This is a genomic window from Nocardia sp. NPDC023733, from assembly GCF_040639775.1.
Classification (GTDB): Bacteria; Actinomycetota; Actinomycetes; order Mycobacteriales; family Mycobacteriaceae; genus Nocardia; species Nocardia rosealba.
On sequence record NZ_JBFAAN010000006.1, the window covers coordinates 159,637 to 185,244 of the forward strand.

The following is a 25,608-nucleotide window of genomic DNA, read 5'->3' on the forward strand; positions in this document are numbered from 1 at the left end:
ACCGCGTCCACGGACACGGCGGACTCCTCGCCCTGCGGTCAGCTCGGCCTGAGCAGACCGGTGATGAGCAACAGCAGCGACTGCTGGGTTTCGGCGCGGGCGCGGTCGGGGTCCTCGGCGTGCGCGACGATGAGCGAGGCTTCGGTGATCGCGCTGAGCAGCAGCTGCGCGAGCACCGGGACCGGGACAGCGGGGACGATGCCGGAATCGACGGCGCGCTGGAGTTCGGCGGTGATCAGGCCGAGCCCGTGCCGGGACTCGAACTCACGAAAGTCGGGCCAGCCCAGGACCGTAGGGGCGTCCATCAGGACGATGCGCACCATCTCCGGGCGACCGCAGATATCGAGGAAACAGGCCAGACCGGCCGTCATGCCCGCGACGACGTCACCGGGGTCGACCGCGTCGATCGCGCTCGCGATCTCTGCCGTGGCCTCGGTCTCGATCTGTTCGAGCACCGCGAGGAACAGCCCGCGCTTGTCGCCGTAGTGGTGGTGCAGGGCACCGCGGGTGACGCCGGCGGCCGCCACCAGTTGCTCGGCGGAGGTACCGGCGAAGCCGCGTTCGGCGAACAGGTCACGGCCTGCCCGCTCGAGCGCGGCGCGGGTGGTGCGGGAGCGGTCCTCCTGACTACGGCGCTGCATGCAGCCGAGTGAACTCCACGATCAGTTCGGCGAGCAACTCCGGCTGGTCCTCGGGCAGGAAGGTGTAGGAATCGCCGACGGTACGCAGGCTCGCCTGCGGCAGGTCGGCGACCAGCCGATGGGCCAGCGACATCGGGAACAGCTTGTCCTCGGTGGACCAGACGACGAGGACCGGCAGGTCGACCTCGGCGAATCGTTGGGCGGCGGCCATGGTGTGCCGGGCGTCCACGCCAGCGGCAAAGCGACGCAGGTCCGCTCTGATCGCTGCGTCGCGCCGGGCTGGACCGAGGTAAGACTCCGCGATCGGTTGAGGCAGTGCGTGTTTGGTCACCCAGCCGAAGGCGAGCGGCAGTCGCTGTGCGGGCCGCCAGCGCAACGGGGCGAGCAACGCGGCGATGGCGCCGGGGATCTTCGTCAGGCGGACCAGGGTCGTGAAGGGCTGCGGCGGGAAGACCTCGTAGCAGTCGACGGCGGCGAGGACGACGCGGCCGATCCGCTCCGGGTGGCGGGTCATCAGGATCTGGGTGAGCGCGCCGCCGGTGTCGTTGGCGACGATCGTGACGTCGGTGAGGTCGAGCGCGTCGAGGAACTCCGCGATCAGGTCGGCCAGGCCGACGGGTGTGAGGTCGGCGTCGGGCATCGGAATCGAATGCGAGCCGAGCGGCCAGTCGGGTGTGAGGCAGCGATGTCCGGCCGCGACGAGGCCGGGAACGACACCGCGCCACAGATCGGCGTTGACGAGCAGGCCGTGGACGAAGACGACCGGCGATCCTGTTCCGGTGTCGTGATAGCGGATGCGGCCCGACGACAGCGTGAGGTCGTGCGCCGGGCCGAGTGCTGAGCTGATTCCCATGGGGTCCTCCCCGATCGAAAGCTTGGCCTCACCACTATCACATACATACCGTATGTATGTCTAGGCTGGAATATCCACCTAGGGTATGTGGACGAGTGACCAGTTGAGGGATAGCGTCGAGTCGACTACCTGCAGAGACGGAGTTCACATGTCCGCGCCCGACCGCATCGCGCCGCCACCGGCCGACCTCGGCCTCGCCGAACTCGCCTCGGCCCTGACCGGCGGCACGACCAGTTCGGTCGCCACCGTCACCGACGCACTCGACCGCATCGAGGCGTCGCAGCCGACGCTCAATGCCTTCCGGGTGGTGCGTCGGGCGGCTGCCCTGCGCGAGGCCGCCGAGGCCGACGCGCGGCTGGCCGCCGGTGTCCGGTTACCGCTGCTGGGGGTACCGGTCGCGGTCAAGGACGACACCGATGTGGCCGGTGAGCCCACCGCCTTCGGATGCGGCGGCGAGTTCCCTACCGCCACCGAGGACGCCGAATCGGTGCGCCGGTTGCGTGCGGCGGGTGCGGTGATCGTCGGCAAGGCCAACACGTGCGAACTCGGCCAGCTGCCGTTCACCAGCGGCGCGGCCTTCGGGCACACCCGCAATCCGTGGGACCGCACCCGTACGCCGGGTGGCTCCTCGGGCGGCTCGGCGGCAGCGGTCGCGGCCGGAATGGTCCCTGCCGCATTGGGTTCCGACGGCGCTGGTTCGGTGCGGATCCCGGCGGCGTGGACAAATCTGGTCGGCATCAAACCGCAACGCGGCCGGATCTCCACCTGGCCGCTGCCGGAGGCGTTCCACGGGCTCACCGTCAACGGACCGCTGGCGCGCACAGTGGCCGACGCGGCCCTGCTGCTCGACGTGGCCGCCGGTGCGCACGACGGCGACCTGCACACCCCCGCCCCGATCGACGCGCGCGCCGCCGTCGGCCGCGACCCTGGCAAGCTGAGAATCGCTGTGTCGCTGAACATTCCGTTCACCGCGACCAAGACCGCACTCGATCCCGAGATCGCGGCCGCCGTGCACGCGATGGCGGATACCCTGCGCGGGCTCGGGCACACGGTGACCGTTGCCGATCTGCACTACGGTCTGCTGGTCGGCGCGTCGTTCCTGCCGCGCTCGATGGCCGGGATCAGCCGAGTGCATCGTGCGATGCCCGGCGCCGTCGTCGACCCACGAACCACCGTCAACGCACGCATCGGACGACTGCTCGACGGTCCGGCACTGTTCGCCGCCCGCCGCCTGGAACCATTGCTGCACAAGCGGATCGGCGGCTTCTTCCACGACTACGACCTGGTGCTCGCGCCCACCACCGCTACTCCCGCACCTCGCGCCGAGGACATCGACGGCATCGGCGTGAGCTCGACCAATGCGCTCATCACCGGCGCCTGCCCGTATACGTGGCCGTGGAACGTCCTCGGCTGGCCGAGTGTGAACGTGCCGGCGGGCTTCACCGAGACCGGGCTACCGATCGGCGCGCAACTGATGGGCACCGCGAACACCGAGCCCCTGCTCATCTCTGTCGCGGCGCAGCTCGAATCGGTCCTGCACTGGGAGCGCCACCGGCCGGCACCGTGGTGGTGAGTCAGAGCGGGGCGTTCACCCACCAGCGGTTGTAGAGGTCGGTGCCGTCCGTCCCGCCGAGAACGACGATCAGGCAGAAGTTGCGGGCGGTGTCGTCGAATTGGATGCTCAGCGCGCCGGCGACGGTACCGGGAACGCGGCCGGGGATGTCCTGGATGACGATCCGCCCCCGGCCCGGCGGCCGCTCCCACAACTCTTCCCTGGTCGCGAAGGCGTCGTCGAACTTACCGGCGGTGCCCGGTGCGCGATTGCCTTTGCAGGCCACCGTCATCCGCTCGACCGGAGCGCGATCGCCGTTGCAGCTGAGGGTGCCCATGTCACCGAGTTGGTCCAGCGGTACGGGGTCGTAGTTCTTGTCGATCGCGGCGCACCGGGTGCCCTGATACCCACTGGTGAACGGAGTCTTCGGGAGCAGCTCGGGAAACGCGCGCACGATGTATTCATGGGCCTTCCATGGTGATTCGGCGGCCGTCGTCGGGGCCGCCGATGTCGCAGCGATCTCGGGGGTCCTCGCGTCGTCCCGGTTCAGCGCGACGATCCCCACGGCGAGCGCGGCGACGGTGACCACGACGGCCGCTCCGGCCACCAGCGACCGCCGCCTGCGCGGTCGGTCGACGGTCAAGCCGCCGCCGGAAACCCACCCCTGCTGTGCACCGTGCGAAATAGCCTGTGTGTGTACTCCTCCCGGAGTCTCCGGCGCACGCCCCTGCACGCTGCGTGCGCCGTGCGAAGCGCCCTGTGTACCCGGCGATCCGCCCGGCATTGCCGGCACGCCGCGCGAAACTCCTGGCGCACCACTGGACACGCCGACGCCCGGTGACGCGCCGAGCTGTCCGACCGGTGGATTCCGCGGCAGCAACGCCTCGGGCTGCCCGGCGCGCGCCGCCGGAGGCACCGGCGTGCCGAATGCCGCGGACGCGGCCGCGGCGAGGGCGCCACAGCTTGCGTAGCGGTCGTCGGGGTTCTTGGCCAGCGCGCGGGCGATCACCGCGTCGACGGCGGGTGGTAGATGCGGATTCAGCTCGGTGGGCCGGGGCGGCGGCGCGGTCAGGTGGGCGTTGATGACGGCGGCGGGCGTGTCCCGGGGGAACGGCTTGCGGCCGGTGAGCAGCTCATACAGCGTGCAGCCCAGCGAGTACTGGTCGGCGCGGTGATCGACGGAGTCGAGCCGGATCAGTTCCGGCGCGGCGTAGGCGAGGGTGGCCAGGAAAGCGCCGGACTCGGTCAGTGCGGTGCCGTCGGCGCCGGATTTGGCGATGCCGAAATCGGCGACCAGCACCCGGTCCGGCTCGCCCGCACGCGATTCCAGCATCAAGTTGGCGGGCTTGACGTCGCGGTGCAGCAGTCCGGCGCGGTGGGCCGCGTCCAGACCGGCGGCGGCGTAGGTGACGATGTGCAATGCCAGCCGCGGATCGGGCAGGCCATTGCGCAGTACGGAAGCGGCATCAGTGCCTGCCACATACTGCATCGCGATCCACAGCACGCCCTGGTCCACCCCGCGATCGTGGACCGCAACCACATTCGGATGGTCGATCCGGGCCGCCAGTTCGGCCTCCCGGACGAACCGGGCCCGGAATTCGGCGGAGGTGCTGTGGGCGTCACCGAGCACTTTGAGCGCATCCCAGCGTGGGAGTCGCGGATGACGCGCGGCGTAGACGGTGCCCATGCCACCACTGCCGAGCACTCGCTCGATCACATACCCGGCGAAGATCGAACCCGGGCGCAACTGCGCGGTCATTCGGCCAGCTCTAGCAGGCTGTACTGGGCAGCCGACTTCTGCCGGATCTGCTGCTCGGTCGGCGCGAAGACAGTGGCGATATAGCGGCCGTGCAGCAGTGCGCACACATAGCGAACCTCCGGCTCGCTATCGGACGCGCCGGAGTCGCCGCACCGGATGTCCTCGATACCCGCGGGACCGGGCAGCGGTCGCAGGTCCGCCGCCCAATCCGTGGCGCCGCGCTCGTAGGCCTGGCGCGCCTCGGTGGCGTCGAAGTAGCGTTTGAGTCCGTCGAAGCCCATCAACGCCAGGGCATTCGCGGCGCTCCGATGCTGGCGTGAACTCATCAGAAAGGTCGCGTTGGGGCCGTACACCACACCCCTGGCGTGCAGCATGCCCTTCCCGCCGGCGATGTTGTCCGCGTCGACCAGCAACACCGCGGGCGCCGACCAACGCCCCACCTTCTCCGGCACCATCCGGGCCAGCATGCCCTCACCGTCGATCGGCAGGTCGGCGAACCGCTCGGGCTGCGTCGGCACGAAGCGGTCGAGTTCGGGCAATTGCGCGTCGAACGCCGCGCCGATCAGAGTGGTCAGCGCCGCGGCATCGGGGGTGGTGTGCACGGCGTACACGCTCACCACGAACGCGCCGTGTGCGATGGTGGCCGCCATGCTCGCCACGGTCGGTCGCCAATGCGCCTTGGCCGCAGGATATTTCGGGATCGGCACCGCGACGTTGTCGGCGCTGACCGCTGCGTCGCCTGCATCGAGGTCGGCCGCCGCCGCGGTCGCCGCAGCCGCGTTCGGCATGCGAAGGGCCAGCACGGTCAGCTGCCGGGTGCGGGCCGTGTCGGTCCCGCCGACGACGAAACCGGCGAGCATGCCGTGCTCGGCGAGCACGGCACGTGCCTGGTCGGACAGCACACCCGACACCTTCGCCGGAGTCGGCAGCGGAACAGCATCCCATCTGGAGGGCGGGACCGACAGCGCGGAATCGGCTTCGGCCGGATTGACCATGACCTCGCCGATCCGCAGCGACTCGATCACCCGGCCCGAGTATTCGGTTCCCGGCGGCGCCTGCAGCGGAACATGCTGGTAGTGCCCATAATCCAAGGTGGCGAGGTCGACCCGGACCGGCTCTGCCGTCCCGGTTACCCGGCAGCCGGTCACCGCGGCGGTCAACAGGACGGCACCGAGCAGACCGCGGGCGGCGCGGGAATCACAGCGGCGCATCGGCCCACCACCTTTCGCGCAGTTCGGCGCCGTTGGCGCCGCCGACGACCCTGATCCGGCAGAACGACCGGGCGGGATCATCGAAGTAGATCGACAGGTTGCCGAGGAGATTCCCGTCCACATCGGTGTTCCTGCCCCAGTGCAGATTTCCGGTCCCGGACGCACGCCGCCACTGTTCGCTGCCCTCCACCGTGTCCGTGCTCGGCGGCGGTGACATCAGCGAGCGGTCGGTCTTGCATTCGATGGTGACCGACACCGCCGGGTCGCGGTTGCCTTCACAGCGCATACGCGCGAAAGGCGCGAGTGTGTCGGTCGGAACATGGTCGCCGTTGTCGTTGATCATGTAGCAGGCCGTCAACTCCTGGTATCCGACGCCGAGCTGAAAGGCGGGCAGCAGGTCGGGAAACAGGTCGGCGATGAAGCTGTAGGCGCCCCACGCGGTCGCCGGGGGTAGGGGCGGCGGCGAGGTAGTCGCCTGCGCGCTCGGCGACTCGGTGCCGCCACCGGTCCCGAGCATCGCGGCGGTAACGACGCCGATCATGAGCACCGCCGCTGCCGCGATGAGGAAACCACGGCGGCGGACGAGCCGGGCGAACGGGGTGCGCCGTGGTAGCAGCACCGCTGTGAACGGGTCTTCGTGGACGAAGCGCGCTCGTGGATCCGGCACTGCCGCAGCGACTCCCGCCATGTACTGCGGAGACGGGGTGGACGGATGCACCGAGTTCGGGACAGCGGCGGAGGCGGGTGCCGCAGGGCTGAGCACCTGTGGTGCCGACTGTGCGGGCACGGACCCGTTCATCGCCTCGCGCGCCGCGGCGGCCAGCGCACCACATGAATCGAACCGCTGCGCCGGGTCTTTGGCCAGCGCCCGCGCGATCACCGCGTCGAAGCCCGCCGGAAGCTCGCGGCGCAACGCGGACGGCCGCGGCGGCGGTTCGTGCAGGTGGGCATACATCACCGCGGCGGGCGTCTGCCGGGGGAACGGAACTGTGCCGGTGAGCAATTGGAACAGCGAGCAGCCGAGGGCGTAGACGTCGGCACGGCGATCGACGTGGTCACCGCCCAATTGTTCGGGCGCGACATAAGACAGCGTCGCGGTGAAGCCGCCACCGGCCGACAGCGTCGCGGTGTCCTCGGCGTGCCGGGCGATACCGAAGTCGGTGATCAGCACCCGGTCGGGCAGGCCCGCCTCTTCGGCAACGAGGATATTGGCCGGTTTCACGTCGCGGTGCAGCAGTCCCGCACGATGCACCTCGTCGAGGCCGCGGGCCGTTTCACCGATGATGTGCACCGCGCGCGCCGGGTCGAGCCCGCCGGGAGCGCGCCGGATCAGGTCGGCGGCGTCGGAACCCGCGACGTACTGGGTGGCGATCCAGAGCTTGCCGTCGGTTTCGCCGCGATCGCGCACCGCGACCAGATTCGGATGCTGCAGCCCGGCGGCGAATTCGGCTTCGCGCAGGAACCGCGCCCGGTACTCCGCGTCCTCGGCGTGGTCGTCGGCGAGGATCTTGATCGCGTCGTGGCGGGGCAGACGCGGGTGCCGCGCCAAATACACGGTGCCCATGCCACCGGAGCCAAGCTTCCGCTCGATCAGATAGCCGGCGAACTCCGCGCCCTCGGCAATACTCACCCGCCTGGTCTCCCACGTTCACCACACTGCCGGGACCCTTCCGGCAGAGAACAGGCGCGAGGACCGCAATGGTCGGCCCGCACCAGGTCAGCCCCCGGAAATCGACGGTTCCCGACCATGCCCGAGCGACTATAACAGCACGGATCAGGCTGCGCGGTCCAGCAATTCCGGGTGCGAACGGGCTACCGGCCCGGTTCGCGCCAGCTTTCGAGATCGCTCTTGGTTCCGGACGGGCACCCGTCTTGGCCGGGTTGGCGGGGGAACATCATCAGGCAGCGCTGCGGCCCACCCCCGCCCACCGCGGTGGTGACGAGCACCGCGATCGACGACCCGTCGGCGACCCGCTTGGTGGAGAAGCCCAATGTGCCGGTGACACCGCGATAGTCGGCCTCACGCAACTGCACCGCGATCGCCGTGCGGTTCGGCGGCTGGTCGCCGAGCACGCCACGGCTGGCGCGTACCGCCTGCAGGAACAGCCCGCTCACATCGAAGGCGAGCCCGGTCCTGTCCCCCGCCCAGGTCGGCTGGTATTCGGCCATGTCCGGATAGGCGCGCAGGTCCTCGATGAGACCGGCGAGCTCGGCGCACAACTGTTCGTGTTCGAACGGCACCGGCCGGTCACCGAGTTTGCCGACGCCCTTCACGCAGTCGGCACCGCCGAGCATCACCGGCGCCGCCTTGGCCACGTAGCGCACCGTCAGGTTGGCCGGAAGGGCGATGGTCGCACGCGGATCGGTGATCAGCCTCGTCACCGCGTCGTTGCCGAGCAGCGCCGGTCCGTCACCGCTGATACAACCGCGACTGAGGGCCTTGGCGAAGGTCGGGAAGTCGTCGTTGCGGCCCGCGAAGAAGAGCAGTTCGCGCCGATCGAAGGACTCCGCCTCGCACGGTGCGGGCAGACCGTAGAGCTCCTGCTGCGCGCGCCAGCTCGTACTCCGGTGCGTCACACCACGTTCGGTGAGCTCCTTCTGCAGATCCTCGACCAGGGTCGTCACGTACAGGTCGTCGGGTGCCTCGGGGTGGTAGATGGTGACTTTGTCGTAGCGCGGGGTGCCGTCGGCGGCGCGCGCGCCCTGCATGTAGTCGGCGACCAACCGGGCCTGGACCGAATTGCTCGGCGCCGCTTGGAAATACAGCGGTGATGCCTGCTCCAGACCGTCGGCCGACAGGGTGGTCGCCACCGCGGGCACACCCAGCTCACCCAATCGCGTGATGGCCTTGCGGGTTTCGTCGGTGCTGCGGTCGATGCCGACCACGCCGAGCACGCTCGGGTCGTCGGTGACGAGCGGGCGCAGCCGGTTCTCGACCACCCACCGGGCATGGCGCATATCCGAACCACCGTTGGCGATGATGATCCGCAGCAACGGCTCCGACTCGTCGGAGGCGAGCAAGGCACGGCGCTGCTGCACCGCGAGCCCCGCCAGCTCCTCCACCTGCGCGTGCGGGTAGCGCACATTCGTGTCGACATAACTCAGCCCGGCGAAGTACACCAGCGAGATCAGCGGCCGATTCGGGTTGCTCTCGCGCGCACTGACGGCCGCCTCGTTCAGGCGGAACACCTCGCGCTGCATGGCCGACAGTTCCGGATCGTCGGCGAAGGTCTGGGCGACGTTGTCGCTGTAGCCGACGCATTCGCCGTCGACCATGCTGACACTCACCCCGCCCGTCCACGGCCAGTGCGAGCACGAGGCGCCGCGCAGTGGCGGGAAGTACACGAGCGCGGCGGCCACCGCGAGCACGATCGGGATCAGCACACACAAACCGACGAACCAGCTGCGCGAGGCCATCGGCGGGGCGGGCGGTAACGACTGCCCACGGAAACGCGGATCACCCACGCGCGGTGTGGAATCCGGCGGTATCAGCGCGCGCAGCGGCAGGAACCAGGCGTCGGCCTGGCGGTGTGTGCGCCTGCTGTCGATCTCCCTGATCCAGGTCTGCAGCGGGTCGGGTGGCTGCGCGGTCGGCTGATCGGCGAGACTTTCCAGCGTGCGCAGGGTGCGCAGATCGCTGATGTTGGACAGCTCCCCCACCTCACGCGTCGGCCCTTCGTCACGGAAGGCGACAACCACCAGGGGATCGAAAAGGCCGGTCTCGTTGCGGATCTCGTTGATCCAAGTGAGGATGCGCGCACCGTCACCGCCCTCGCTGAGACCACCCAGCAGGGCAACCGGGTAGGCGGTGCGCCGCCAGCTCGACGGCCGCCAGATGCGGCGGCGATACGCGTCGCGCAGGTCCTCCAGGAAGGCGTGGATCAGGAGTTTGGCGACCTGTTCCTCGTTCTCGTCCACCCGGTGCGAGGCGGTGAGCCGGGCGGCGAAACCAAGGAAACTGCCCGACAATTCGGGTGCGAGATAGCGCTGATGCAGGAACCAGCGGGTCACCTTCGACATGCCGGGAATGCGGCCCGACACCCACAACCACAGGCGCAGCACCGGCCACAGGGCCAGCACAGCGAAGACCACGCTCGAAATCATGCCGCCCGCTGCGCCTTCGGTGGCGTCGGCACGGTTGGCGGACGAACCACTACGGAGCAGTCTCGGCAGACGCCTGCGCAGTTCGTCGGGCGCCTCGGATTCGTCGGCGGTGACGCGCTGCCTGGTCAGCCAGTCCGCGGTGCGGTAGCGCGGGAACTTGATGGCACCCATCGCGGTGTCGTCGGTGGCGAAACCGGCGATCAGGTGCTGGATGATCGGCAGACAGTGGTCCGGGATCTCCTGGTCGTCGGCGTGCGGACCGGCGTTGAACGCGTTGACATCCGGGCTCAGCCGGGTGGGCGGCAGATCGGCGGCGTGCAGGTCGATCTTGGCGCGCGGAGCGGCCCGCCGACCGCCCGACTCCCCAAGCCAGCCGTAGAGATCGGCGACCAGCGCGGAGTGGCCCTGCAACCCGACCATCTCCACGATCGGGCGCGGCAGGGTGCGCCTGCCGTGCACCAACGTGCGCCACACGCGGGGGCGCGTGTCGGGGATCTCCAGTGCCCGCAGCAGCTCCAGCAGCTTGCCGACATCGTTGGCATCGGGCACGTCCAAGCCTCCCCGGGGTGATCAGCGAACAACGCCGATCACAATCGACGTGTTCGCCGAACGATACCCCGAACCGCCGACACGCAAACGGTCAAAAACCCAGCTTCCCCAGCTGTTTGGGGTCGCGCTGCCAGTCCTTGGCCACCTTCACGTGCAGATTCAGGTAGATGCGTGTACCGAGGATGTGCTCGATCTGCTTGCGGGCATTGGTACCCACCTCCTTGAGGCGAGAACCGTTCTTGCCGATGACGATCGCCTTCTGGCTCGGCCGTTCCACATACAGCAGGGCATGCACCTCGAGCATGTCCTCGTTGGCCTCGTAGGGCTCGATCTCCTCGATCACCACGGCCAGCGAATGCGGCAGTTCGTCGCGCACACCCTCGAGCGCGGCCTCGCGGATCAGCTCGGCCATGAGGGTTTCCTCGGGCTCGTCGGTGATCTCGCCGTCAGGGTAGAACGCCGGTCCCTCGGGCATCTTCGAGGCGATCACGTCGATGAGCACCTCGACCTGTTCGCCCTTCACCGCCGAGACCGGAACGACCTCGCTCTCGGGGCCGAGCAGCTTCGACAGCGCCATCAGCTGGTGGGCGATCTCGTCGCGACCCACCTTGTCGATCTTGGTGACCACCCCGATCACGGTGGTCTTGGGCGCCATCTGCTTGATCTGCTCGACGATCCAGCGGTCGCCGGGACCGATCTTCTCGTCGGCCGGGATGCACAGCGCGATCACGTCGACCTCGGAGTAGGTGTCGCGCACCAGATCGTTGAGACGCTGACCGAGCAGGGTGCGCGGACGGTGCAGACCGGGGGTGTCGACCAGGATCAGCTGGGCGTGCTCGCGATGCACGATGCCGCGAATGGTGTGCCGGGTGGTCTGCGGACGCGAAGAGGTGATCGCGATCTTCGACCCGACCATGGCATTGGTCAGCGTCGACTTGCCGGTGTTGGGGCGGCCGACGAAACAGACGAAGCCGGAACGGAATTCGGTGTCAGCCACCGCGCACCTCGCTCAGCACGGCACCCGAACGGTCGGTGTGGATCACCGTCGCACCGGGCGACACCTCGTGCACTGCCGCGATGCCCGCGTCCGCCCCGCTCGCGCCGACCACCACAGCCGCCTCGAAACCCTCGGCGCCACTGGAGATCGCGGCGGCCACCGCGGCCTGCAACGCGGTAAGGCGGAGTGCCGCGAGGTTCACCTCGCCCGCGGCGTAGGTGCGGCCGTCGGTGTCACGCACCGCCGCGCCACTCACGCCACCGGTACGGCCGAGCGCGCCGCGCGCCAGTACCAGCAGTTTGTTGTCCTCTGCGTCGAGTTCACTCATCGGTCTCTCCATTGTCTGCGGGCACTGTCACCGGATCGGTCTCGGCCTGCGCCTCGTCGGGCTTGCCCTTGCGGGCCTTGTCTGTCTTCTTCTCTTTGTCGGCCGCGCGGCGCACCAGCACGGTGTTCACCCGCATCCGCCCGCGCGCGTCGGCGCCACCCTCGCCGCGCAGCACCAGGCCGTGCACGGTCACCTTGGAACCCGGCAGCGGGACGCGGCCCAGTTCGTGGGCGAGCAGGCCACCGACGGTGTCCACGTCCTCGTCCTCGATGTCGAGGCCGTACAGCTCGCCGAGGTCCTCCACCGACAAGCGGGCCGACACGCGGTAGCGGCCCTCGCCGAGGTCCTCCACCGGTGGGGTCTCGTCGGTGTCGTACTCGTCGGCGATCTCACCGACGATCTCCTCGAGCACGTCCTCGATGGTGACCAGCCCGGCGATGCCGCCGTATTCGTCGACCAGCAGGGCCATGTGGTTGCGGCGGCGCTGCATCTCGTCGAGCAGCGCGTCGAGCGGTTTGGAATCAGGGATGAACACCGCCGGGCGCATCACCTCGCGCACCGTCACCTTGCGGGCGCGATCGGCATAGGGCACAAGGTCTTTCAGGTAGACCACACCGAGCACGTCGTCGACGTTCTCGCCGATCACCGGGATTCGCGAATGCCCGGAGCGCACCGCGAGCGACATCGCCTGGGCGGCGGTCTTGTCGTTTTCGATCCACACCATCTCGGTGCGCGGCACCATCACCGCGCGGGCGGCGGTGTCGCCGAGTTCGAAGACCGACTGGATCATGCGGCGTTCGTCGTCGGCGACCACGCCGCGCTCGCGGGCCATGTCGACCACCTCGCGCAGCTCGATCTCCGACGCGAACGGACCGTTGCGGAACCCTTTACCAGGAGTGATGGCGTTACCGAGCAGGATGAGCAGCCGGCTCACCGGGCTCAGCACGGCACCGATGATCTGCATCGGGACTGCCGCGGCCAGCGCGATCGAGTAGGCGTGCTGGCGTCCGAGGGTGCGGGGGCCGACCCCGATAACGACATACGAGACGACGACCATCGAGGCGGCGGCGACCAGCAGCGCCGTCGTCGGGCTCCACAGTTCCAGCATCGCGGCGGCCAAGAGCACGGTGGCACTGATCTCGCACAGAATGCGCAGCAGCACCATCAGATTCACGTAGCGCGGACGATCGTCGACGATCGTGCGCAAGCGCGCGGCGCCGGGCCGTTCCTCGCGGACCATGTCGTCTAGCCGTGCGCGCGAGACGGTATTGAGGGCCGAGTCGACTCCTGCGAACACACCACCCAGGCCGATCAGCCCGATGGCGAGCAGGATCTGCACCATCGAGGTCACGCGGGGCCCAGTGCGTCACCCGGTGCGGTGAACCCTGCCTTACCGAGCAGGCGGGCGTCACGTTCGGCCAGTTCGGCGCGCAGCTGTTCTTCGCGCAGGCTCTGGTACCACTCCTCGAGCAGCTGGGCCTGCAGCGCGAACATCTCCTTCTCCTCCTCCGGCTCGGCATGGTCGTAGCCGAGCAGGTGGAGCACGCCGTGCACGGTGAGCAGGGCCAGCTCGTGGTCGAGTGAATGACCGGCCTTCTGCGCCTGGCCCATGGCGAATTCCGGGCACAGCACGATGTCGCCGAGCATGGACGGGCCGGGCTCGGGGCTGTCGGGGCGACCGCCTGGCTCGAGTTCGTCCATCGGGAACGACATCACATCGGTGGGGCCGGGCAGGTCCATCCAGCGCACGTGCAGGTCGGCCATGGTATCGAGATCCACGAGCACCATCGACAGTTCGGCGGCCGGATGCACGTCCATCCGTCCGATCACGAAACGGGCGACGCTGACCAGGTCTTCTTCGGGGATGTCCATACCCGATTCGTTGGCGATCTCGATGCTCACGTGTTCAGGGTACGGGCCGATGGACCGAGTCCTGTGCACCGCCCTACGACGCGACGTACCGAGTACGCCGCGTCGTATCGATGGGCATCGTCGCAGCGTGTGGCTGGTGACTACCGGCGATCCGCCCGGCCCGCTGCCCGGCGCTGGGCCCGGTTGCCCGGGTAGTGCGGGGCGGGAACCGCGCGGGTCTCGGATTCGAAGCGGTCGTAGGCGTCGACGATGTCGGAGACCAGCCGGTGACGCACCACATCGGAGCTGGTGAGTTCCGAGAAGTGGATGTCGTCGATATCGGTGAGGATCTCCGAGGCCGCCCGCAGACCCGAACGTTGCCCGTTGGGCAGGTCGACCTGCGAGATGTCGCCGGTGACCACCATCTTCGAGCCGAAGCCAAGACGGGTGAGGAACATCTTCATCTGCTCGGCCGTGGTGTTCTGTGCCTCGTCGAGAATGATGAACGAATCGTTGAGGCTGCGACCACGCATGTACGCCAGCGGCGCGACCTCGATGACACCGGAGGCCAGCAGCTTCGGGATGGCTTCCGGATCCATCATGTCGTGCAGGGCGTCGTAGAGCGGACGCAGATACGGGTCGATCTTGTCGTTGAGCGTGCCGGGCAGGAAGCCGAGACGCTCACCGGCCTCGACCGCGGGCCTGGTCAGGATGATGCGGGTGACCTGCTTGGTCTGCAGGGCCTGCACCGCCTTGGCCATCGCCAGATACGTCTTGCCGGTACCGGCCGGGCCGATGCCGAACACGATGGTGTTCACGTCGATCGCGTCGACGTAGCGCTTCTGGTTCAGCGTCTTGGGCCGGATGGTCTTGCCACGCCGCGACAGGATGTCCAGGCTCAGCACCTCGGCGGGCGATTCGGACACGCCCGCGTCGGTGAGCATGGACACGGTGTGCCGGACCGCCTCGGGTGTGATCACCCGGTTGCGGCCGGTCAGCGCGACCAGCTGCTCGACGACGCGTTCGGCCAGGGCCACATCGGCGGCCTTGCCGGTGATGGTGACGGTGCTACCGCGCACGTGGATGTCGGCCGGAAGCAACTGCTCGAGCTGACGGAGGTTCTGGTCGGCCGAGCCGAGGAAGGGGAAAACGGATTCGGGGGCGAGTTCGATGCTGGAACGCACGGTTCGCGCCGCCGGGGATGCTCCGTTGCCGTCGGTGCCGACGCCTGGGACGGGGAGGGTGGGATCGCCGATCTCGCCTGTGTTCTTCAAAAGTGGCTATAGCCTGCTTCCGGTCTCGACCTGGTGTTCGATGAGACCAGTTTACCGCCGCCCACCGACACCGCACAGCGGTTAAAAATCAGGACGTGGTAGAGGACCCGTCCCTACCCGGCCGGGGTACCCCCACGGCGCGATTTCGCGTGTCTCACCAGCGCTCGGTCAACGCTCCGAGGGCGCCGAGCGCGACCGCGGCGGCGGTGGATGTGCGCAGGACGGTCGGACCGAGCAGCACGATCTCGGCGCCCGCGTCGGCTAGAGCGGCCAGTTCGGCGTCGTCCAAGCCGCCTTCCGGGCCGACGATGAGAACCACTTCCCTGCTCTGTGCGAGCGGAAGCTCGGTGAACTTGCCGGTGCCCGACTCGTGCAGAGCGGCAACCACCGCGCCGTCGGCCTTCGCCGCCCGCACCAGTTCGAGCAGGTCACGGGTGCGGTGCAGGCCGGCGACCTCGGGAATGTAGGCGCGGCGCGACTGCCGAGCCGCGGATTTCGCCGCTGCCCGCCACTTCTCGATGCCCTTGGCGGCCTTGGCCTCCCAGTTGGCGACGCAGCGCGCGGCCTGCCAGGGCACGATCAGGTCGGCGCCCGCCTCGGTCATCAACTCGACGGCCAGCTCGGAACGATCCGATTTCGGCAATGCCTGCACCACGGTGACCTGTGGAATGACCGGTTCGGCCAGCCTGCGGTTGCGCACCGTGAGCTCGAGGCGGTCCTTGGCCGCCGCGATCACCTCGGAATCGGCGAGCACACCGTGTCCGTCGGACAGGGTGATGAGCTCGCCCACCCGGGTCCGGCGCACCGTCGCGGCGTGCCTGCCCTCCGGGCCGTCGAGCACCGCGACAGCGCCCGGCTCGGGAATGTCGTCGAGGTAGAAGACCGTGGCGGCCATCGGGCCTCAGCGACCGCTGAACGAGGCGCGCAACCGGGCGAACAGGCCGCTGTTGTGCTCAGACTGCGACGACATCACCTCGGCGCGATCCTTGTCACGCATGCCCTTGAACTTGCGCAGCAGCTCGGTCTGCTTGCCGTCGAGCTTGGTCGGCACCACGATGTCGAGGTGGGCCAGCAGGTCGCCGCGCGCGCCCGAACGCAACCGGGGCATGCCGTGTCCGCGCAGGTGGATGACCTCACCCGGCTGGGTGCCCGGGCCGATAGTGAGTTCGGTCGGCCCGTCGAGGATGGTGTCGACGACCACGGTGGTGCCGAGGATCGCGTCGACCATCGGGACCCGAACGGTGCAGTGCAGGTCGTCGCCGTCGCGGACGAACGTGTCGTGCGGCTGCTCGACGACCTCGACATAAAGGTCGCCCGCGTGGCCACCACCGGGGCCGACCTCACCCTGGGCGGCCAAGCGCACCCGCATGCCGTTGGCGACACCGGCCGGGATCGGCGCGGCGATCTCGCGGCGCGCACGCACGCGGCCGTCGCCACCACACTTGGTGCAGGGGTCGGGGATGACCTCGCCCGCGCCGCGACAGGTCGGGCAGGGACGTGAGGTGAGCACCTGGCCGAGGAACGAGCGCTGTACCGACTGCACTTCGCCCGCGCCGCCACAGGTTTCGCAGCGCACCGGCTTGGAGTTGCCGTTGGTGCCCGCGCCGTGGCAGAGGTCGCAGAGGATGGCGGTATCGACGGTGAGGTGCTTGGTGACGCCCACCGCGCACTCGGCCAGGCTCAGCCTGGTGCGGATCAGCGAGTCGGCGCCGGGCTGCACGCGGCCGCGCGGCTTGCGCGCACCGCCGCCCTGGCCGCTCATCCCGCCGAAGAACGCCTCGAACACATCACCGAGACCGCCGAACCCGGCACCGCTGAATCCCGCACCGCCGCCGCCGTTTTCGAGCGGGTCACCGCCGAGGTCGACGATCCGGCGCTTCTCCGGGTCGGTCAGCACCTCGTAGGCGGTGGACACTTCCTTGAACTTGGCCTGCGCGGCCTCGTCCGGGTTCACGTCGGGGTGCAGTTCGCGGGCGAGTTTGCGGTACGCGCGCTTGAGCTCCTGGTCGGTGGCATTCTTGCCGACGCCGAGCAGTCCGTAGTAATCCCGTGCCACTTGAGTTCTCTAGTCCTTGGTCGCTGTGGTCCAGCCGAACGCCGGGCGCATCCTTTAGTCTGTTCGACTCAACTTTACCCCGGTCGAAGTACCGACCATAACAGTGCCCGCACGGTCGCCGCCGACCCGGCGGTCACCTTTCGGCCAGGACCTCGCCGATATAGCGGGCAACGGTCGCCACCGACGCCATGGTGCCGGGATAGTCCATCCGGGTCGGGCCGAGCACGCCCATACCGCCCAGCACCGCGCCCGCCGCGCCGTATCCGGTGGACACCACGGAGGTGCCGCGCATCTGCTCGACCTGGGTCTCCTCGCCGATCTGCACGGTCACCTGACCCGGCTGCTGGGCGGCCGCCAGCAGCTTCAGCACGATGACCTGTTCCTCGAGCGCCTCGAGCACGGTGCGCAGCGAGCCGGGGAAACCGAAGTCGGCAACATTGCGAGTGAGGTTGGCGGTGCCGCCGAGCACCAAACGCTCCTCCGGGTGCTCGACCAGGGTTTCCACCAGCACGGTCGACACCCGGATCAGCACATCGCGGATCTTGGCCGGCGCGCGTTCGGGCAGTCCGGCCACCGACGCGCTGGCCACCGAGAGCAGTTTGCCGTCCATCGCGCCGCCGAGCAGGCCGCGCACGGCGGCGAGGTCGTCCTCGGAGATCACCGCGCCGAGGTCGACGATGCGCTGATCGACGCGACCGGTGTCGGTGATGACGACCAGTAACAGGCGGGCGGGATTGAGCGCGACGACCTCGATGTGGCGCACGGTCGACGCCGACACCGTCGGGTACTGCACGACGGCGACCTGGCGGGTGAGCTGAGCCAGCAGTCGCACTCCTCGGCGCAACACGTCGTCGAGATCCACGCCGGATTCGAGGAATTCCATGATCGCGCGGCGTTCGGCGCCCGAGAGCGGCTTCACCTCGGCGATCCGGTCGACGAATTCGCGGTAGCCCTTGTCGGTCGGCACGCGCCCGGAACTCGTGTGCGGCTGGGTGATGTACCCCTCCGCTTCCAGGACCGCCATGTCGTTACGGACGGTGGCGCTGGACACTCCGAGATTGTGCCGTTCGACCAGCGACTTCGAGCCGATCGGTTCCTTGGTGGCGACGTAGTCCGCGACAATCGCTCGCAGGACCTCGAATCGCCGATCTTCGGTGCTCGAAGCCATCGACCCCACCTCCTCGCTCGTGCCGGGTACGTCGTCGGCCCGCGTTGTTTGTAGTGCTGGGCACAGACTCGCACGCGGGCGCTCGGGGCGTCTTGCAGTCCAGTCTAAATTGTCTCGTTCTCCGGTGAGTTCTCCACAGGGCGGAGTTATCCACAGGGTGAGGATCGGGGCTTGTCGCGGTATTGCGCCCAGCGTACGTTCGGTCGTGAATCAGGCGCTTTACCAGCGCTTTTCCGGGGCGGGAGGGGGTTGCGATGCGATTCGGTGACGAGTGGTGCCGGGGTGACTCTGCGGTCGTGGTGTGTCCGGCGGAATTCGCCGGGATAGACCGGGCGTGTGTGACGTTTCTCGAGGTAGTCGAGAGGGTGTCGCTGCTTGCCGGGCAGATCCGTTCGCAGACGCACTGGGGTCTCGGGGAAGGTGACGGGCGGCTGATCTCCGGGCCCGCGCTGGTCGGCCGGTTCCGGGAGACGGCGGAAGCGGTGGGTGCCGCGATGGAGGCGCACCGTCGGATCGTCGGCGACCTCCGCGAGGTGTATCGGATCGCGCGGGACCGGCTGGTGGCGGTCGACGAAGAGTGTGCCATGCGTCTGACCGACGCGGAAGCCGCGCTGGGAACGCGTGATCTGTTCGCGGTCGGTGCCCGATGATGCCGGGCGGTGGTGAGAACGTCCACCACTGGCGGCATCGAGAAATCACCGAGGTGTTCTCATCCCTCGATGTCACCGATGCTGTTGCACAAGCGGACACGTTCCAGCAGGTGGCGCGGTGCTGGGAAGAAGGGCTGGATGCCTTCGATCACGCGATCAGCGTGGGGCTGCCGGCGGCCTGGTCGGGTGTCGGTGCGGAGGTCGCGATGTCTTCCATCCGGCGATATCTCGATCAGGCACGGGAACTCGTCGCCGCGGTCCATGCCATCTCCGTCCTGGTGCAGGCGGCGGCCGACGCGGTAGTCGCGACCAAGTACGCGATTCCCGAAATCGTCGAGGAATCCGCTGCGCCGGTGTGGTCCACCGATTCGGGTGGCATGCGGGAGGCCGGCATCCGGGAAGAAGAGGCGAGAGCTGCCATGCGTGATCGCTACATCCGGCCTTTCGGCGAGATCTTCAGCCGAATTCCTTTGATACCGCGGCCAATTCCTCCCTACGCGACTGCTGGAAACGGCGGCCCTCTCGGCAACGACCTGCCCGCGCCCCTTCCGACCGACGTAATCCCGGGCGCCGAGCATTACCGACCCATCGGGACCGATCCCGCCATGGACGCGAATGTGCAGAGAACATGCGACGAATCATGCGGGCCCGCAGCGTCTTCGGGCCACGATGTGGATCGGTCTGCCGTTTCCGGCACGGTGCCCAGTTCCCTCGCTGACCTGACGGGTACTGACACAAGGCGATTCGACGCGAACCTCGACGGCGCGAGCGGAGCTGCGACGGGTATCCGCATCGGAGCCGGTGGCGAAGGAACAGTCGGCGCACTGGACGTCGGCGCGGCGAAGGTCGATGTGAAGCGCGTCGGTGAATGCCCAGGGCCGTATGCCGGCGGTGGCCCGAACTCGAGCAGCGGGCAACGCGGGGCAGGCCAGGCGAACACAGAGACTGACAGACCCGGTGCGGCGGCACGCAACACATTCGCAGACCGCACCGCACTCGCAAATATGGCGTTGACTGCAAACGACGCTCTGGCTGGCGACGCAGTCGCCGCAAACAACGCCCCCACAGGCAACGTACTAGCGGCGGATAAGGCCCTGGCAGGAAATGCGCCGACGGCAGGCGATGCGGGAGTCGAGACGAAGGCGTCCGGCGCGGGGCAGGGGCAGGTGGCCGCGCGGTGGTTCCACTACGTTGCGCCGGGTGTGCTTGACGCAGAGCAGGAGGAGCACGCCCGTGGGGTGCCGGAGTATTTGATCACCTCGGCCAATACCGAGGTGTTGCTCGGTCGACCGGCGCCGACCATTACCGATGGGGTGATCGGTGGGGTGCGGGGTGACGGGCACGGGTCCACGGAGCGGAGGTATTGATGTCCGCGGGTGGAGGAGTCGGGTCACGGTCGCCCGGGGTGGGCGACCGTGAGCCGATCAGATGCGGCGGGCGGCGCCGACGCGGGCGGGTGAGTGGGCGGCGCCCACTTCTTTGCCCGCGAGGGCATCCAGGCCGAGCATGGCCAACAGTGACACGCAATCTTCGGCATCGTTGGAATGCGAAGCGACCGTCCGTGCGGCGACCGCGCACTGACGAGCGTTCTCCGCCTTCTCAGCAGAGCGCGCTTCAGCGAACTCGCTCTGCTCGTGGACGAGGGTGATGTGCCGTTCGGTGGACATATAGCTCCCTAGGTTTCGACCCGAAGCCTACGCCCCCAATCGTTATCTTCGGCCCCGAACCCACCGAAGAATCGGTTCGGATACCCCGGTGGCCGACCCTCGCCGAAGGGTGTGCATCACGCCACATCATCCCGATGACCGGGGGATAACCGAAGCTGCGGTGAGCGCGACCATGCCACGAAAAAGACGTCACGAAACGGCATCGCGTACCGCGCGTTGCAACCGCAGCTGTCCGATCTCGGCCACGTTTTTCATCAGTTCGGCATCGACCCAGCCGACCAGATGCGCGACGGTCAGGCCGGCGTCGGCAGGCCATGGATAACGGGAGGGGAGGTCGAAGTCGGCGTCGTCGAGTTCGCTCAGCGTGTCGAGCCACTCCTGCCGTAGGCGGCGGAGCCACTCGATGGTGCTGTCGCCGGGTCCCGGCCAGGCGATATCCGTCCGCTCACGTGGTGCTCGCTGCCGCAGATGATCGATGGCCACGCTCCACCACCACCCGATGTGCCAGGTGAGCCAGCCGATCGTCGGTACCGGAATCGGATCGGGTTCGGTATTCGCCCAGTCCGCGACCCACCCGCCTGCGGGATCTTCGCGCATCGTCCAGCACAGGGCGCTCGGCTCCCACAGGAAGTCCTCCTCGTGCAACCGCTCGAGGTGGTACTCGAACAACGACCAGACGAGATCGAACTGCCACCGCAGCAGCTCACTTCGTGATGTGGACACGAGCCGGATCGTGCCACGGCCCCCGCGAACGAGCGAACGAATTCCAGGGCCGGCACGGGGCAGTCCGACGAGACCACGCAGCGCAAGGCGCTACGACGAGTAGCTGTTGGTGAAAGAGCGTCGGTGGCGCTCAGCCGAGGAGATCGCGGACGATGCCGTCGGCCAGCAGCCGCCCACGATCGGTGAGGACGAGGTGGTCGTCGACGACGTGGGCCAAGCCGTCGGCGAGAACACGGTCGAGAGCTGGGCGCGAGGAGGCGGCGAGGTCGGCGAGGGGAAGGCCGGTGCGCAGTCGAACGGTGAGCATGAGGTGTTCGGTGTAGCGCTCGTCGTCGGTGAGGGCTTCCCAGCCCGCGGCGGGCAGACCGCCGAGGGCGACGCGGTCGGCGTAGCGGGCGGGGTGCTTCACGTTCCACCAGCGCACACCACCCACGTGACTGTGTGCGCCGGGGCCGGCACCGAGCCAGTCACCGCCGGCCCAATAGCCGAGGTTGTGTCGGCAGCGCGCGGAATCGTTTGCGGCCCAATTGGATACCTCGTACCAGCCGAGCCCGGCCTCGGCCAGGCGGGCGTCGATGCGCTCGTAGCGGGCGGCGAGCACATCGTCGTCGGGTGCGGGCAGTTCACCACGGCGGACCTTGCGCGCCAGCGCGGTTCCGTCTTCCACGATCAGGGAGTAGGCGGACACATGATCCACACCGGCGGCCAGCACCGCGTCCAGGCTCGCGTCCAGATCGGCGTCGGTCTCACCGGGCGTGCCGTAGATGAGGTCGAGGTTCACGTGCTCGAATCCGGCGGCGCGCGCTTCCTTCGCCGCGGCCACCGCCCGGCCCGGCGTGTGGGTACGGTCGAGCACCTTCAGAACGTGCGCTGCGGCCGACTGCATGCCGAGCGAAATCCGGGTGTACCCCGCCGCGCGGAGGCGGTCGAAGAACTCCGGCGAGGTCGATTCCGGGTTGGATTCGGTCGTCACTTCGGCATCGGTGGCGAGGGTGAAGTTCGCGCGCACCGCGTCGAGCACCGAGGCGAGCCCGTCGCCGCCGAGCAGCGACGGTGTTCCGCCGCCGACGAAGATCGTCGAAACCTTCGGGGTGGCGCTCGGCAGCGCGTCGAACTCGGTCGCCGCCGTGGCGAGCTCGCCACGCAACGCCTCGAGCCACGATTGCGGCGACGCCGAGGTGCCGAGCTCCCCCGCCGTGTAGGTGTTGAAGTCGCAGTACCCGCAGCGTGTGGCACAAAAGGGGACGTGCACATACACCCCGAACGCACCGCCCCCGAAATCGCGCAGCACCGGGCGCTCGGCGTCGGCCGGTGTCGCCCCGGGAGCCACGGGAGTCGCGCTGGTAGTCACCCCTACAGTCTGCCGGGCCTCGGCGAACTGCCGCGTCCGGCCCCGGAACCGGTCGTTGCGCCCGCGCTTCGCCACGCGGGACCCAGCCGGACTCGGCACCGCGCGGGCCGCTCGACCGACCGGGCGAGCGACCCATGGCCCAGCTATGCGCCTGTCGCCGGAAAGTCCGAACCCCGCCCGGACGCCGGCGACGGGCAGTGCACGATGGCGGGGCGGTCAGTCCACCACGGGGGTGTTCTGATTGGCCGTGAGCACCCAGGCGCCGTCCTCCTTGGTCATCACGTACATGGGCGTGCCCTGCCCCGACAGCTCGCCGTCCAGCGTGAAGTAGCTCTGCCGGATCTTCACCGCGGCCACGTCGGGCCGCAGGAACAGCACGTGCTCGATCTCGTAGGTTGCCTTGCCGTGGGTGGTCGCGCCGGGCAGCACCTCGGCGGTGAACTCGGCGATGGCGGGACGGCCGAACAGCCGCTTGCCATGGCCCGTGGTCCAGATCGCGTCCTCGCGGAAGACCGAGGTGAACTCGTCGATCAGTTCGTTGTCCTGCGCGTGCGCGATGGTCTCGACGACGGCGCGGATGGCCGCGAGTTCGGTGTCGAGATCGGCCGGGGTCCGGCCCGCTACGGTGACGTTGTTGCTCATGCGATCACTGTGGGCCCTCAACGGCGGTTGAGGTCAACCGATGTGACACCTGACACACGCGTGCCGCCGACGAATCGCCGATAACTTCGCGGGCCGGAAATATGACCCCTGTCACAGAACGGTACGGTCGTCCAGGGGATTTCCCTCAAAAGTGCGGGAAATATCTCCTTGCGGTCGGAACGACCCCCCTGACATGGCACAATAGGCGCATGCACGCAACTGGAGTACGACTCGTGGCCCGTCGCCACGTCGACTTCCAGCGTGTCTGCAGCGCCTGTTGTCGGCCCGGTTTCCACCGGTAGCGCAGCGGCGTCCGCCCGGGAATCTCCCGGTGCCTTCGACTTTCATCGGCCCGCTGACCACCTGACGCGAGCCAGCCCCTCGCGCCTTCAGCACGGATGTTCACCCACCCCCGCAGGAGCGACCCCACATGACGTCGAGCACCGACGCCGGTTCGACCGAACAGTCGACGGCGCAGGCCCGTCCCGAGCGCCCGGTCACCGAGCGCCGCGTCCGGCCCGACCGCCCGCGCCCCGAAGGCGCGGTCGCGCCGCGCGAGCGCACCGGCAAGCCGGTCCGCCGCCGCTCCGAAGGCCAGTGGGCCCTCGGTTACCGCGAGCCGCTCAACCCGAACGAACAGTCCAAGAAGGACGACAACCCGCTCAATGTGCGGGCCAGGATCGAGAACATCTACGCCAAGGGCGGCTTCGATTCGATCGACAAAGCCGACCTGCGTGGCCGTTTCCGCTGGTGGGGTCTGTACACCCAGCGTGAAGAGGGCTACGACGGCACCTGGACCGACGACGACAACATCGATCTGCTCGAAGCCAAGTACTTCATGATGCGCGTGCGCTGCGACGGTGGCGCGCTCAATGCCGCCCAGCTGCGCACCATCGGCCAGATCTCCACCGAGTTCGGTCGCGACACCGCCGACCTGTCGGACCGCGAGAACGTCCAGTACCACTGGATCGAGGTCGAGAACGTCCCGGAGATCTGGCGGCGGCTGGAGTCGGTCGGTCTGCACACCACCGAGGCGTGCGGCGACTGCCCGCGCGTGATCCTCGGTTCGCCGCTGGCCGGTGAGTCGCTCGACGAGATCATCGACCCGACGCCCGCGATCGACGAGATCGTCAAGCGCTACATCGGGAAGAAGGAGTACTCCAACCTTCCCCGCAAGTTCAAGACCGCGATCTCGGGCCAGCAGGACGTGGTGCACGAGATCAACGACGTCGCGTTCGTCGGCGTGAACCACCCCGAGCACGGGCCCGGCCTCGACCTGTGGGTCGGCGGCGGTCTGTCGACCAACCCGATGCTGGCCAAGCGCGTCGGCGCGTGGGTGCCGCTCGACGAGGTTCCCGACGTCTGGGAAGCCGTGGTGTCGCTGTTCCGCGACTACGGCTACCGCCGCCTGCGCACCAAGGCGCGCCTGAAGTTCCTCATCAAGGACTGGGGCATCGAGAAGTTCCGCCAGGTCCTCGAGGACGAGTACCTGAAGCGCAAGCTGATCGACGGTCCCGCCCCGGAGCAGCCCGCCAAGCCGATCGACCACGTGGGCGTGCAGAAGCTGCGCAACGGCCTCAATGCCGTCGGCTTCTCCCCCATCGCCGGTCGCGTCTCGGGCACCATCCTGAGCCAGGTCGCCGACGCCGCCGAGAAGTACGGCTCGGACCGCATCCGGTTCACCCCGTACCAGAAGCTGATCGTCCTCGACATCGCCGACGACCAGGTCGACGCGCTGATCGACGAGCTGGAACCGCTGGGCCTGCAGGCACGTCCGTCGATCTGGCGGCGAAACCTGCTCGCGTGCAGCGGCATCGAGTTCTGCAAGCTGTCGTTCGTCGAGACCCGCAAGCGCTCGCAGGTGCTCGCCCCCGAGCTCGAGCAGCGCCTGGCCGACATCAACGCGCAGCTCGACGTGCCGATCACCATCAACATCAACGGCTGCCCGAACTCCTGCGGCCGGTCCCAGATCGCCGATATCGGCTTCAAGGGCCAGCTCGTCGACGACGGCAACGGGAATCAGGTCGAGGGCTTCCAGGTTCACCTGGGTGGCAGCCTCGGCCTGGACAGCGGGTTCGGCCGCAAGCTGCGTCAGCACAAGGTGACCAGTGTCGAGCTCGGCGACTACATCGAGCGAGTCGTGCGCAACTTCGTCAAGAACCGCGAAGACGGTGAACGTTTCGCGGTGTGGGCGGTTCGCGCCGACGAGGCCGACCTCCGTTAGTGGATGAG

The 25,608-nt window shown here is 68.5% G+C and carries 22 protein-coding genes; 4 read left to right on the forward strand and 18 right to left on the reverse strand.

Annotated features, from left to right (window positions below; all coding sequences use genetic code 11):
* Window positions 1-38 precede the first annotated feature (38 nt).
* Window positions 39-641, reverse strand: coding sequence for a TetR/AcrR family transcriptional regulator (locus AB0F86_RS22930; RefSeq protein WP_225281067.1), 603 nt, complete (start codon window positions 639-641; stop codon window positions 39-41).
* Window positions 628-1,494 carry an alpha/beta hydrolase gene (locus AB0F86_RS22935; protein WP_356985119.1) on the reverse strand — a complete coding sequence of 289 codons (867 nt, stop codon included), beginning with the start codon at window positions 1,492-1,494 and terminating at the stop codon, window positions 628-630. Before AB0F86_RS22935 ends, AB0F86_RS22930 begins: the two co-directional genes overlap by 14 nt.
* Window positions 1,495-1,642: 148 nt before the next feature.
* Here AB0F86_RS22935 and AB0F86_RS22940 point away from each other — a divergent pair, with 148 nt between their 5' ends.
* The gene (locus tag AB0F86_RS22940; protein WP_356985120.1) at window positions 1,643-3,067 is read left to right on the forward strand and encodes an amidase; all 1,425 of its coding nucleotides are present in this window, start codon (window positions 1,643-1,645) and stop codon (window positions 3,065-3,067) included.
* 1 nt (window position 3,068) lies between these two features.
* Here the strand turns inward: AB0F86_RS22940 and AB0F86_RS22945 are convergent, their stop codons facing one another.
* The 12 genes from AB0F86_RS22945 to hrcA form a co-directional block, all read right to left on the reverse strand.
* Window positions 3,069-4,805 (reverse strand): serine/threonine-protein kinase, encoded by a 1,737-nt coding sequence (locus tag AB0F86_RS22945; RefSeq protein WP_356985121.1) that lies wholly within the window; start codon window positions 4,803-4,805, stop codon window positions 3,069-3,071.
* Window positions 4,802-6,016 (reverse strand): hypothetical protein, encoded by a 1,215-nt coding sequence (locus tag AB0F86_RS22950; protein WP_356985122.1) that lies wholly within the window; start codon window positions 6,014-6,016, stop codon window positions 4,802-4,804. Before AB0F86_RS22950 ends, AB0F86_RS22945 begins: the two co-directional genes overlap by 4 nt.
* The gene (locus AB0F86_RS22955) at window positions 6,003-7,646 is read right to left on the reverse strand and encodes a serine/threonine-protein kinase (RefSeq protein ID WP_356985123.1); all 1,644 of its coding nucleotides are present in this window, start codon (window positions 7,644-7,646) and stop codon (window positions 6,003-6,005) included. The genes AB0F86_RS22950 and AB0F86_RS22955 overlap by 14 nt, the downstream gene beginning before the upstream one ends.
* A gap of 182 nt (window positions 7,647-7,828) precedes the next feature.
* Window positions 7,829-10,669: an ABC transporter substrate-binding protein gene (locus AB0F86_RS22960; RefSeq protein ID WP_181698385.1), complete on the reverse strand. Its 2,841-nt coding sequence runs from the start codon at window positions 10,667-10,669 to the stop codon at window positions 7,829-7,831.
* Between the two features lie 91 nt (window positions 10,670-10,760).
* Entirely contained in the window at window positions 10,761-11,666 is a 906-nt protein-coding gene (gene era, locus AB0F86_RS22965) for a GTPase Era (RefSeq protein WP_181698384.1), read from the reverse strand.
* The gene (locus AB0F86_RS22970; RefSeq protein WP_356985124.1) at window positions 11,659-11,994 is read right to left on the reverse strand and encodes a cytidine deaminase; all 336 of its coding nucleotides are present in this window, start codon (window positions 11,992-11,994) and stop codon (window positions 11,659-11,661) included. The genes era and AB0F86_RS22970 overlap by 8 nt, the downstream gene beginning before the upstream one ends.
* Entirely contained in the window at window positions 11,987-13,336 is a 1,350-nt protein-coding gene (locus AB0F86_RS22975) for a hemolysin family protein (RefSeq protein ID WP_356985212.1), read from the reverse strand. Before AB0F86_RS22975 ends, AB0F86_RS22970 begins: the two co-directional genes overlap by 8 nt.
* Window positions 13,337-13,341: 5 nt before the next feature.
* A complete protein-coding gene (ybeY, locus tag AB0F86_RS22980; protein WP_067486705.1) occupies window positions 13,342-13,896 on the reverse strand; it encodes an rRNA maturation RNase YbeY in 555 nt (184 codons plus the stop codon).
* Window positions 13,897-14,006: 110 nt separating this feature from the next.
* The gene (locus tag AB0F86_RS22985; RefSeq protein WP_067487115.1) at window positions 14,007-15,101 is read right to left on the reverse strand and encodes a PhoH family protein; all 1,095 of its coding nucleotides are present in this window, start codon (window positions 15,099-15,101) and stop codon (window positions 14,007-14,009) included.
* Window positions 15,102-15,273: 172 nt separating this feature from the next.
* Window positions 15,274-16,014, reverse strand: coding sequence for a 16S rRNA (uracil(1498)-N(3))-methyltransferase (locus tag AB0F86_RS22990; RefSeq protein WP_181698381.1), 741 nt, complete (start codon window positions 16,012-16,014; stop codon window positions 15,274-15,276).
* Window positions 16,015-16,020: 6 nt separating this feature from the next.
* Window positions 16,021-17,175 (reverse strand): molecular chaperone DnaJ, encoded by a 1,155-nt coding sequence (gene dnaJ, locus AB0F86_RS22995; protein ID WP_067642316.1) that lies wholly within the window; start codon window positions 17,173-17,175, stop codon window positions 16,021-16,023.
* Between the two features lie 133 nt (window positions 17,176-17,308).
* Entirely contained in the window at window positions 17,309-18,343 is a 1,035-nt protein-coding gene (gene hrcA / locus AB0F86_RS23000) for a heat-inducible transcriptional repressor HrcA (protein WP_181698380.1), read from the reverse strand.
* 296 nt (window positions 18,344-18,639) lie between these two features.
* Between hrcA and AB0F86_RS23005 the strand changes: the two genes are divergently transcribed.
* Window positions 18,640-18,993, forward strand: coding sequence for a hypothetical protein (locus AB0F86_RS23005; protein ID WP_357171713.1), 354 nt, complete (start codon window positions 18,640-18,642; stop codon window positions 18,991-18,993).
* The gene (locus AB0F86_RS23010; protein ID WP_356985126.1) at window positions 18,990-20,360 is read left to right on the forward strand and encodes a hypothetical protein; all 1,371 of its coding nucleotides are present in this window, start codon (window positions 18,990-18,992) and stop codon (window positions 20,358-20,360) included. The genes AB0F86_RS23005 and AB0F86_RS23010 overlap by 4 nt, the downstream gene beginning before the upstream one ends.
* A gap of 57 nt (window positions 20,361-20,417) precedes the next feature.
* Here the strand turns inward: AB0F86_RS23010 and AB0F86_RS23015 are convergent, their stop codons facing one another.
* The 4 genes from AB0F86_RS23015 to AB0F86_RS23030 form a co-directional block, all read right to left on the reverse strand.
* Window positions 20,418-20,660 carry a hypothetical protein gene (locus tag AB0F86_RS23015; RefSeq protein ID WP_067486687.1) on the reverse strand — a complete coding sequence of 81 codons (243 nt, stop codon included), beginning with the start codon at window positions 20,658-20,660 and terminating at the stop codon, window positions 20,418-20,420.
* Between the two features lie 189 nt (window positions 20,661-20,849).
* On the reverse strand, window positions 20,850-21,383 hold the full coding sequence (locus AB0F86_RS23020; protein ID WP_356985127.1) for a DinB family protein: 534 nt from the start codon (window positions 21,381-21,383) through the stop codon (window positions 20,850-20,852).
* A gap of 130 nt (window positions 21,384-21,513) precedes the next feature.
* Window positions 21,514-22,674, reverse strand: a complete 1,161-nt coding sequence (hemW, locus tag AB0F86_RS23025) for a radical SAM family heme chaperone HemW (RefSeq protein ID WP_356985213.1) — start codon at window positions 22,672-22,674, stop codon at window positions 21,514-21,516.
* 276 nt (window positions 22,675-22,950) lie between these two features.
* Window positions 22,951-23,376: an SgcJ/EcaC family oxidoreductase gene (locus AB0F86_RS23030; protein WP_356985128.1), complete on the reverse strand. Its 426-nt coding sequence runs from the start codon at window positions 23,374-23,376 to the stop codon at window positions 22,951-22,953.
* Window positions 23,377-23,806: 430 nt separating this feature from the next.
* Here AB0F86_RS23030 and AB0F86_RS23035 point away from each other — a divergent pair, with 430 nt between their 5' ends.
* Window positions 23,807-25,600 (forward strand): nitrite/sulfite reductase, encoded by a 1,794-nt coding sequence (locus AB0F86_RS23035; RefSeq protein ID WP_181698375.1) that lies wholly within the window; start codon window positions 23,807-23,809, stop codon window positions 25,598-25,600.
* The last annotated feature ends 8 nt before the right edge of the window (window positions 25,601-25,608 follow it).

Coding starts and splice junctions, on each gene's coding strand:
- AB0F86_RS22935 (WP_356985119.1), bottom strand. CDS start 1,494: ATGGGAATCAGCTCAGCACTCGGCCCGGCGCACGACCTCACGCTGTCG.
- AB0F86_RS22975 (WP_356985212.1), bottom strand. CDS start 13,336: ATGGTGCAGATCCTGCTCGCCATCGGGCTGATCGGCCTGGGTGGTGTG.
- AB0F86_RS22940 (WP_356985120.1), top strand. CDS start 1,643: ATGTCCGCGCCCGACCGCATCGCGCCGCCACCGGCCGACCTCGGCCTC.
- AB0F86_RS23010 (WP_356985126.1), top strand. CDS start 18,990: ATGATGCCGGGCGGTGGTGAGAACGTCCACCACTGGCGGCATCGAGAA.
- AB0F86_RS22945 (WP_356985121.1), bottom strand. CDS start 4,805: ATGACCGCGCAGTTGCGCCCGGGTTCGATCTTCGCCGGGTATGTGATC.
- AB0F86_RS22950 (WP_356985122.1), bottom strand. CDS start 6,016: ATGCGCCGCTGTGATTCCCGCGCCGCCCGCGGTCTGCTCGGTGCCGTC.
- AB0F86_RS22930 (WP_225281067.1), bottom strand. CDS start 641: ATGCAGCGCCGTAGTCAGGAGGACCGCTCCCGCACCACCCGCGCCGCG.
- AB0F86_RS22990 (WP_181698381.1), bottom strand. CDS start 16,014: ATGGCCGCCACGGTCTTCTACCTCGACGACATTCCCGAGCCGGGCGCT.
- AB0F86_RS23035 (WP_181698375.1), top strand. CDS start 23,807: ATGACGTCGAGCACCGACGCCGGTTCGACCGAACAGTCGACGGCGCAG.
- AB0F86_RS23015 (WP_067486687.1), bottom strand. CDS start 20,660: ATGTCCACCGAACGGCACATCACCCTCGTCCACGAGCAGAGCGAGTTC.
- AB0F86_RS22970 (WP_356985124.1), bottom strand. CDS start 11,994: ATGAGTGAACTCGACGCAGAGGACAACAAACTGCTGGTACTGGCGCGC.
- hrcA (WP_181698380.1), bottom strand. CDS start 18,343: ATGGCTTCGAGCACCGAAGATCGGCGATTCGAGGTCCTGCGAGCGATT.
- AB0F86_RS23030 (WP_356985128.1), bottom strand. CDS start 23,376: ATGAGCAACAACGTCACCGTAGCGGGCCGGACCCCGGCCGATCTCGAC.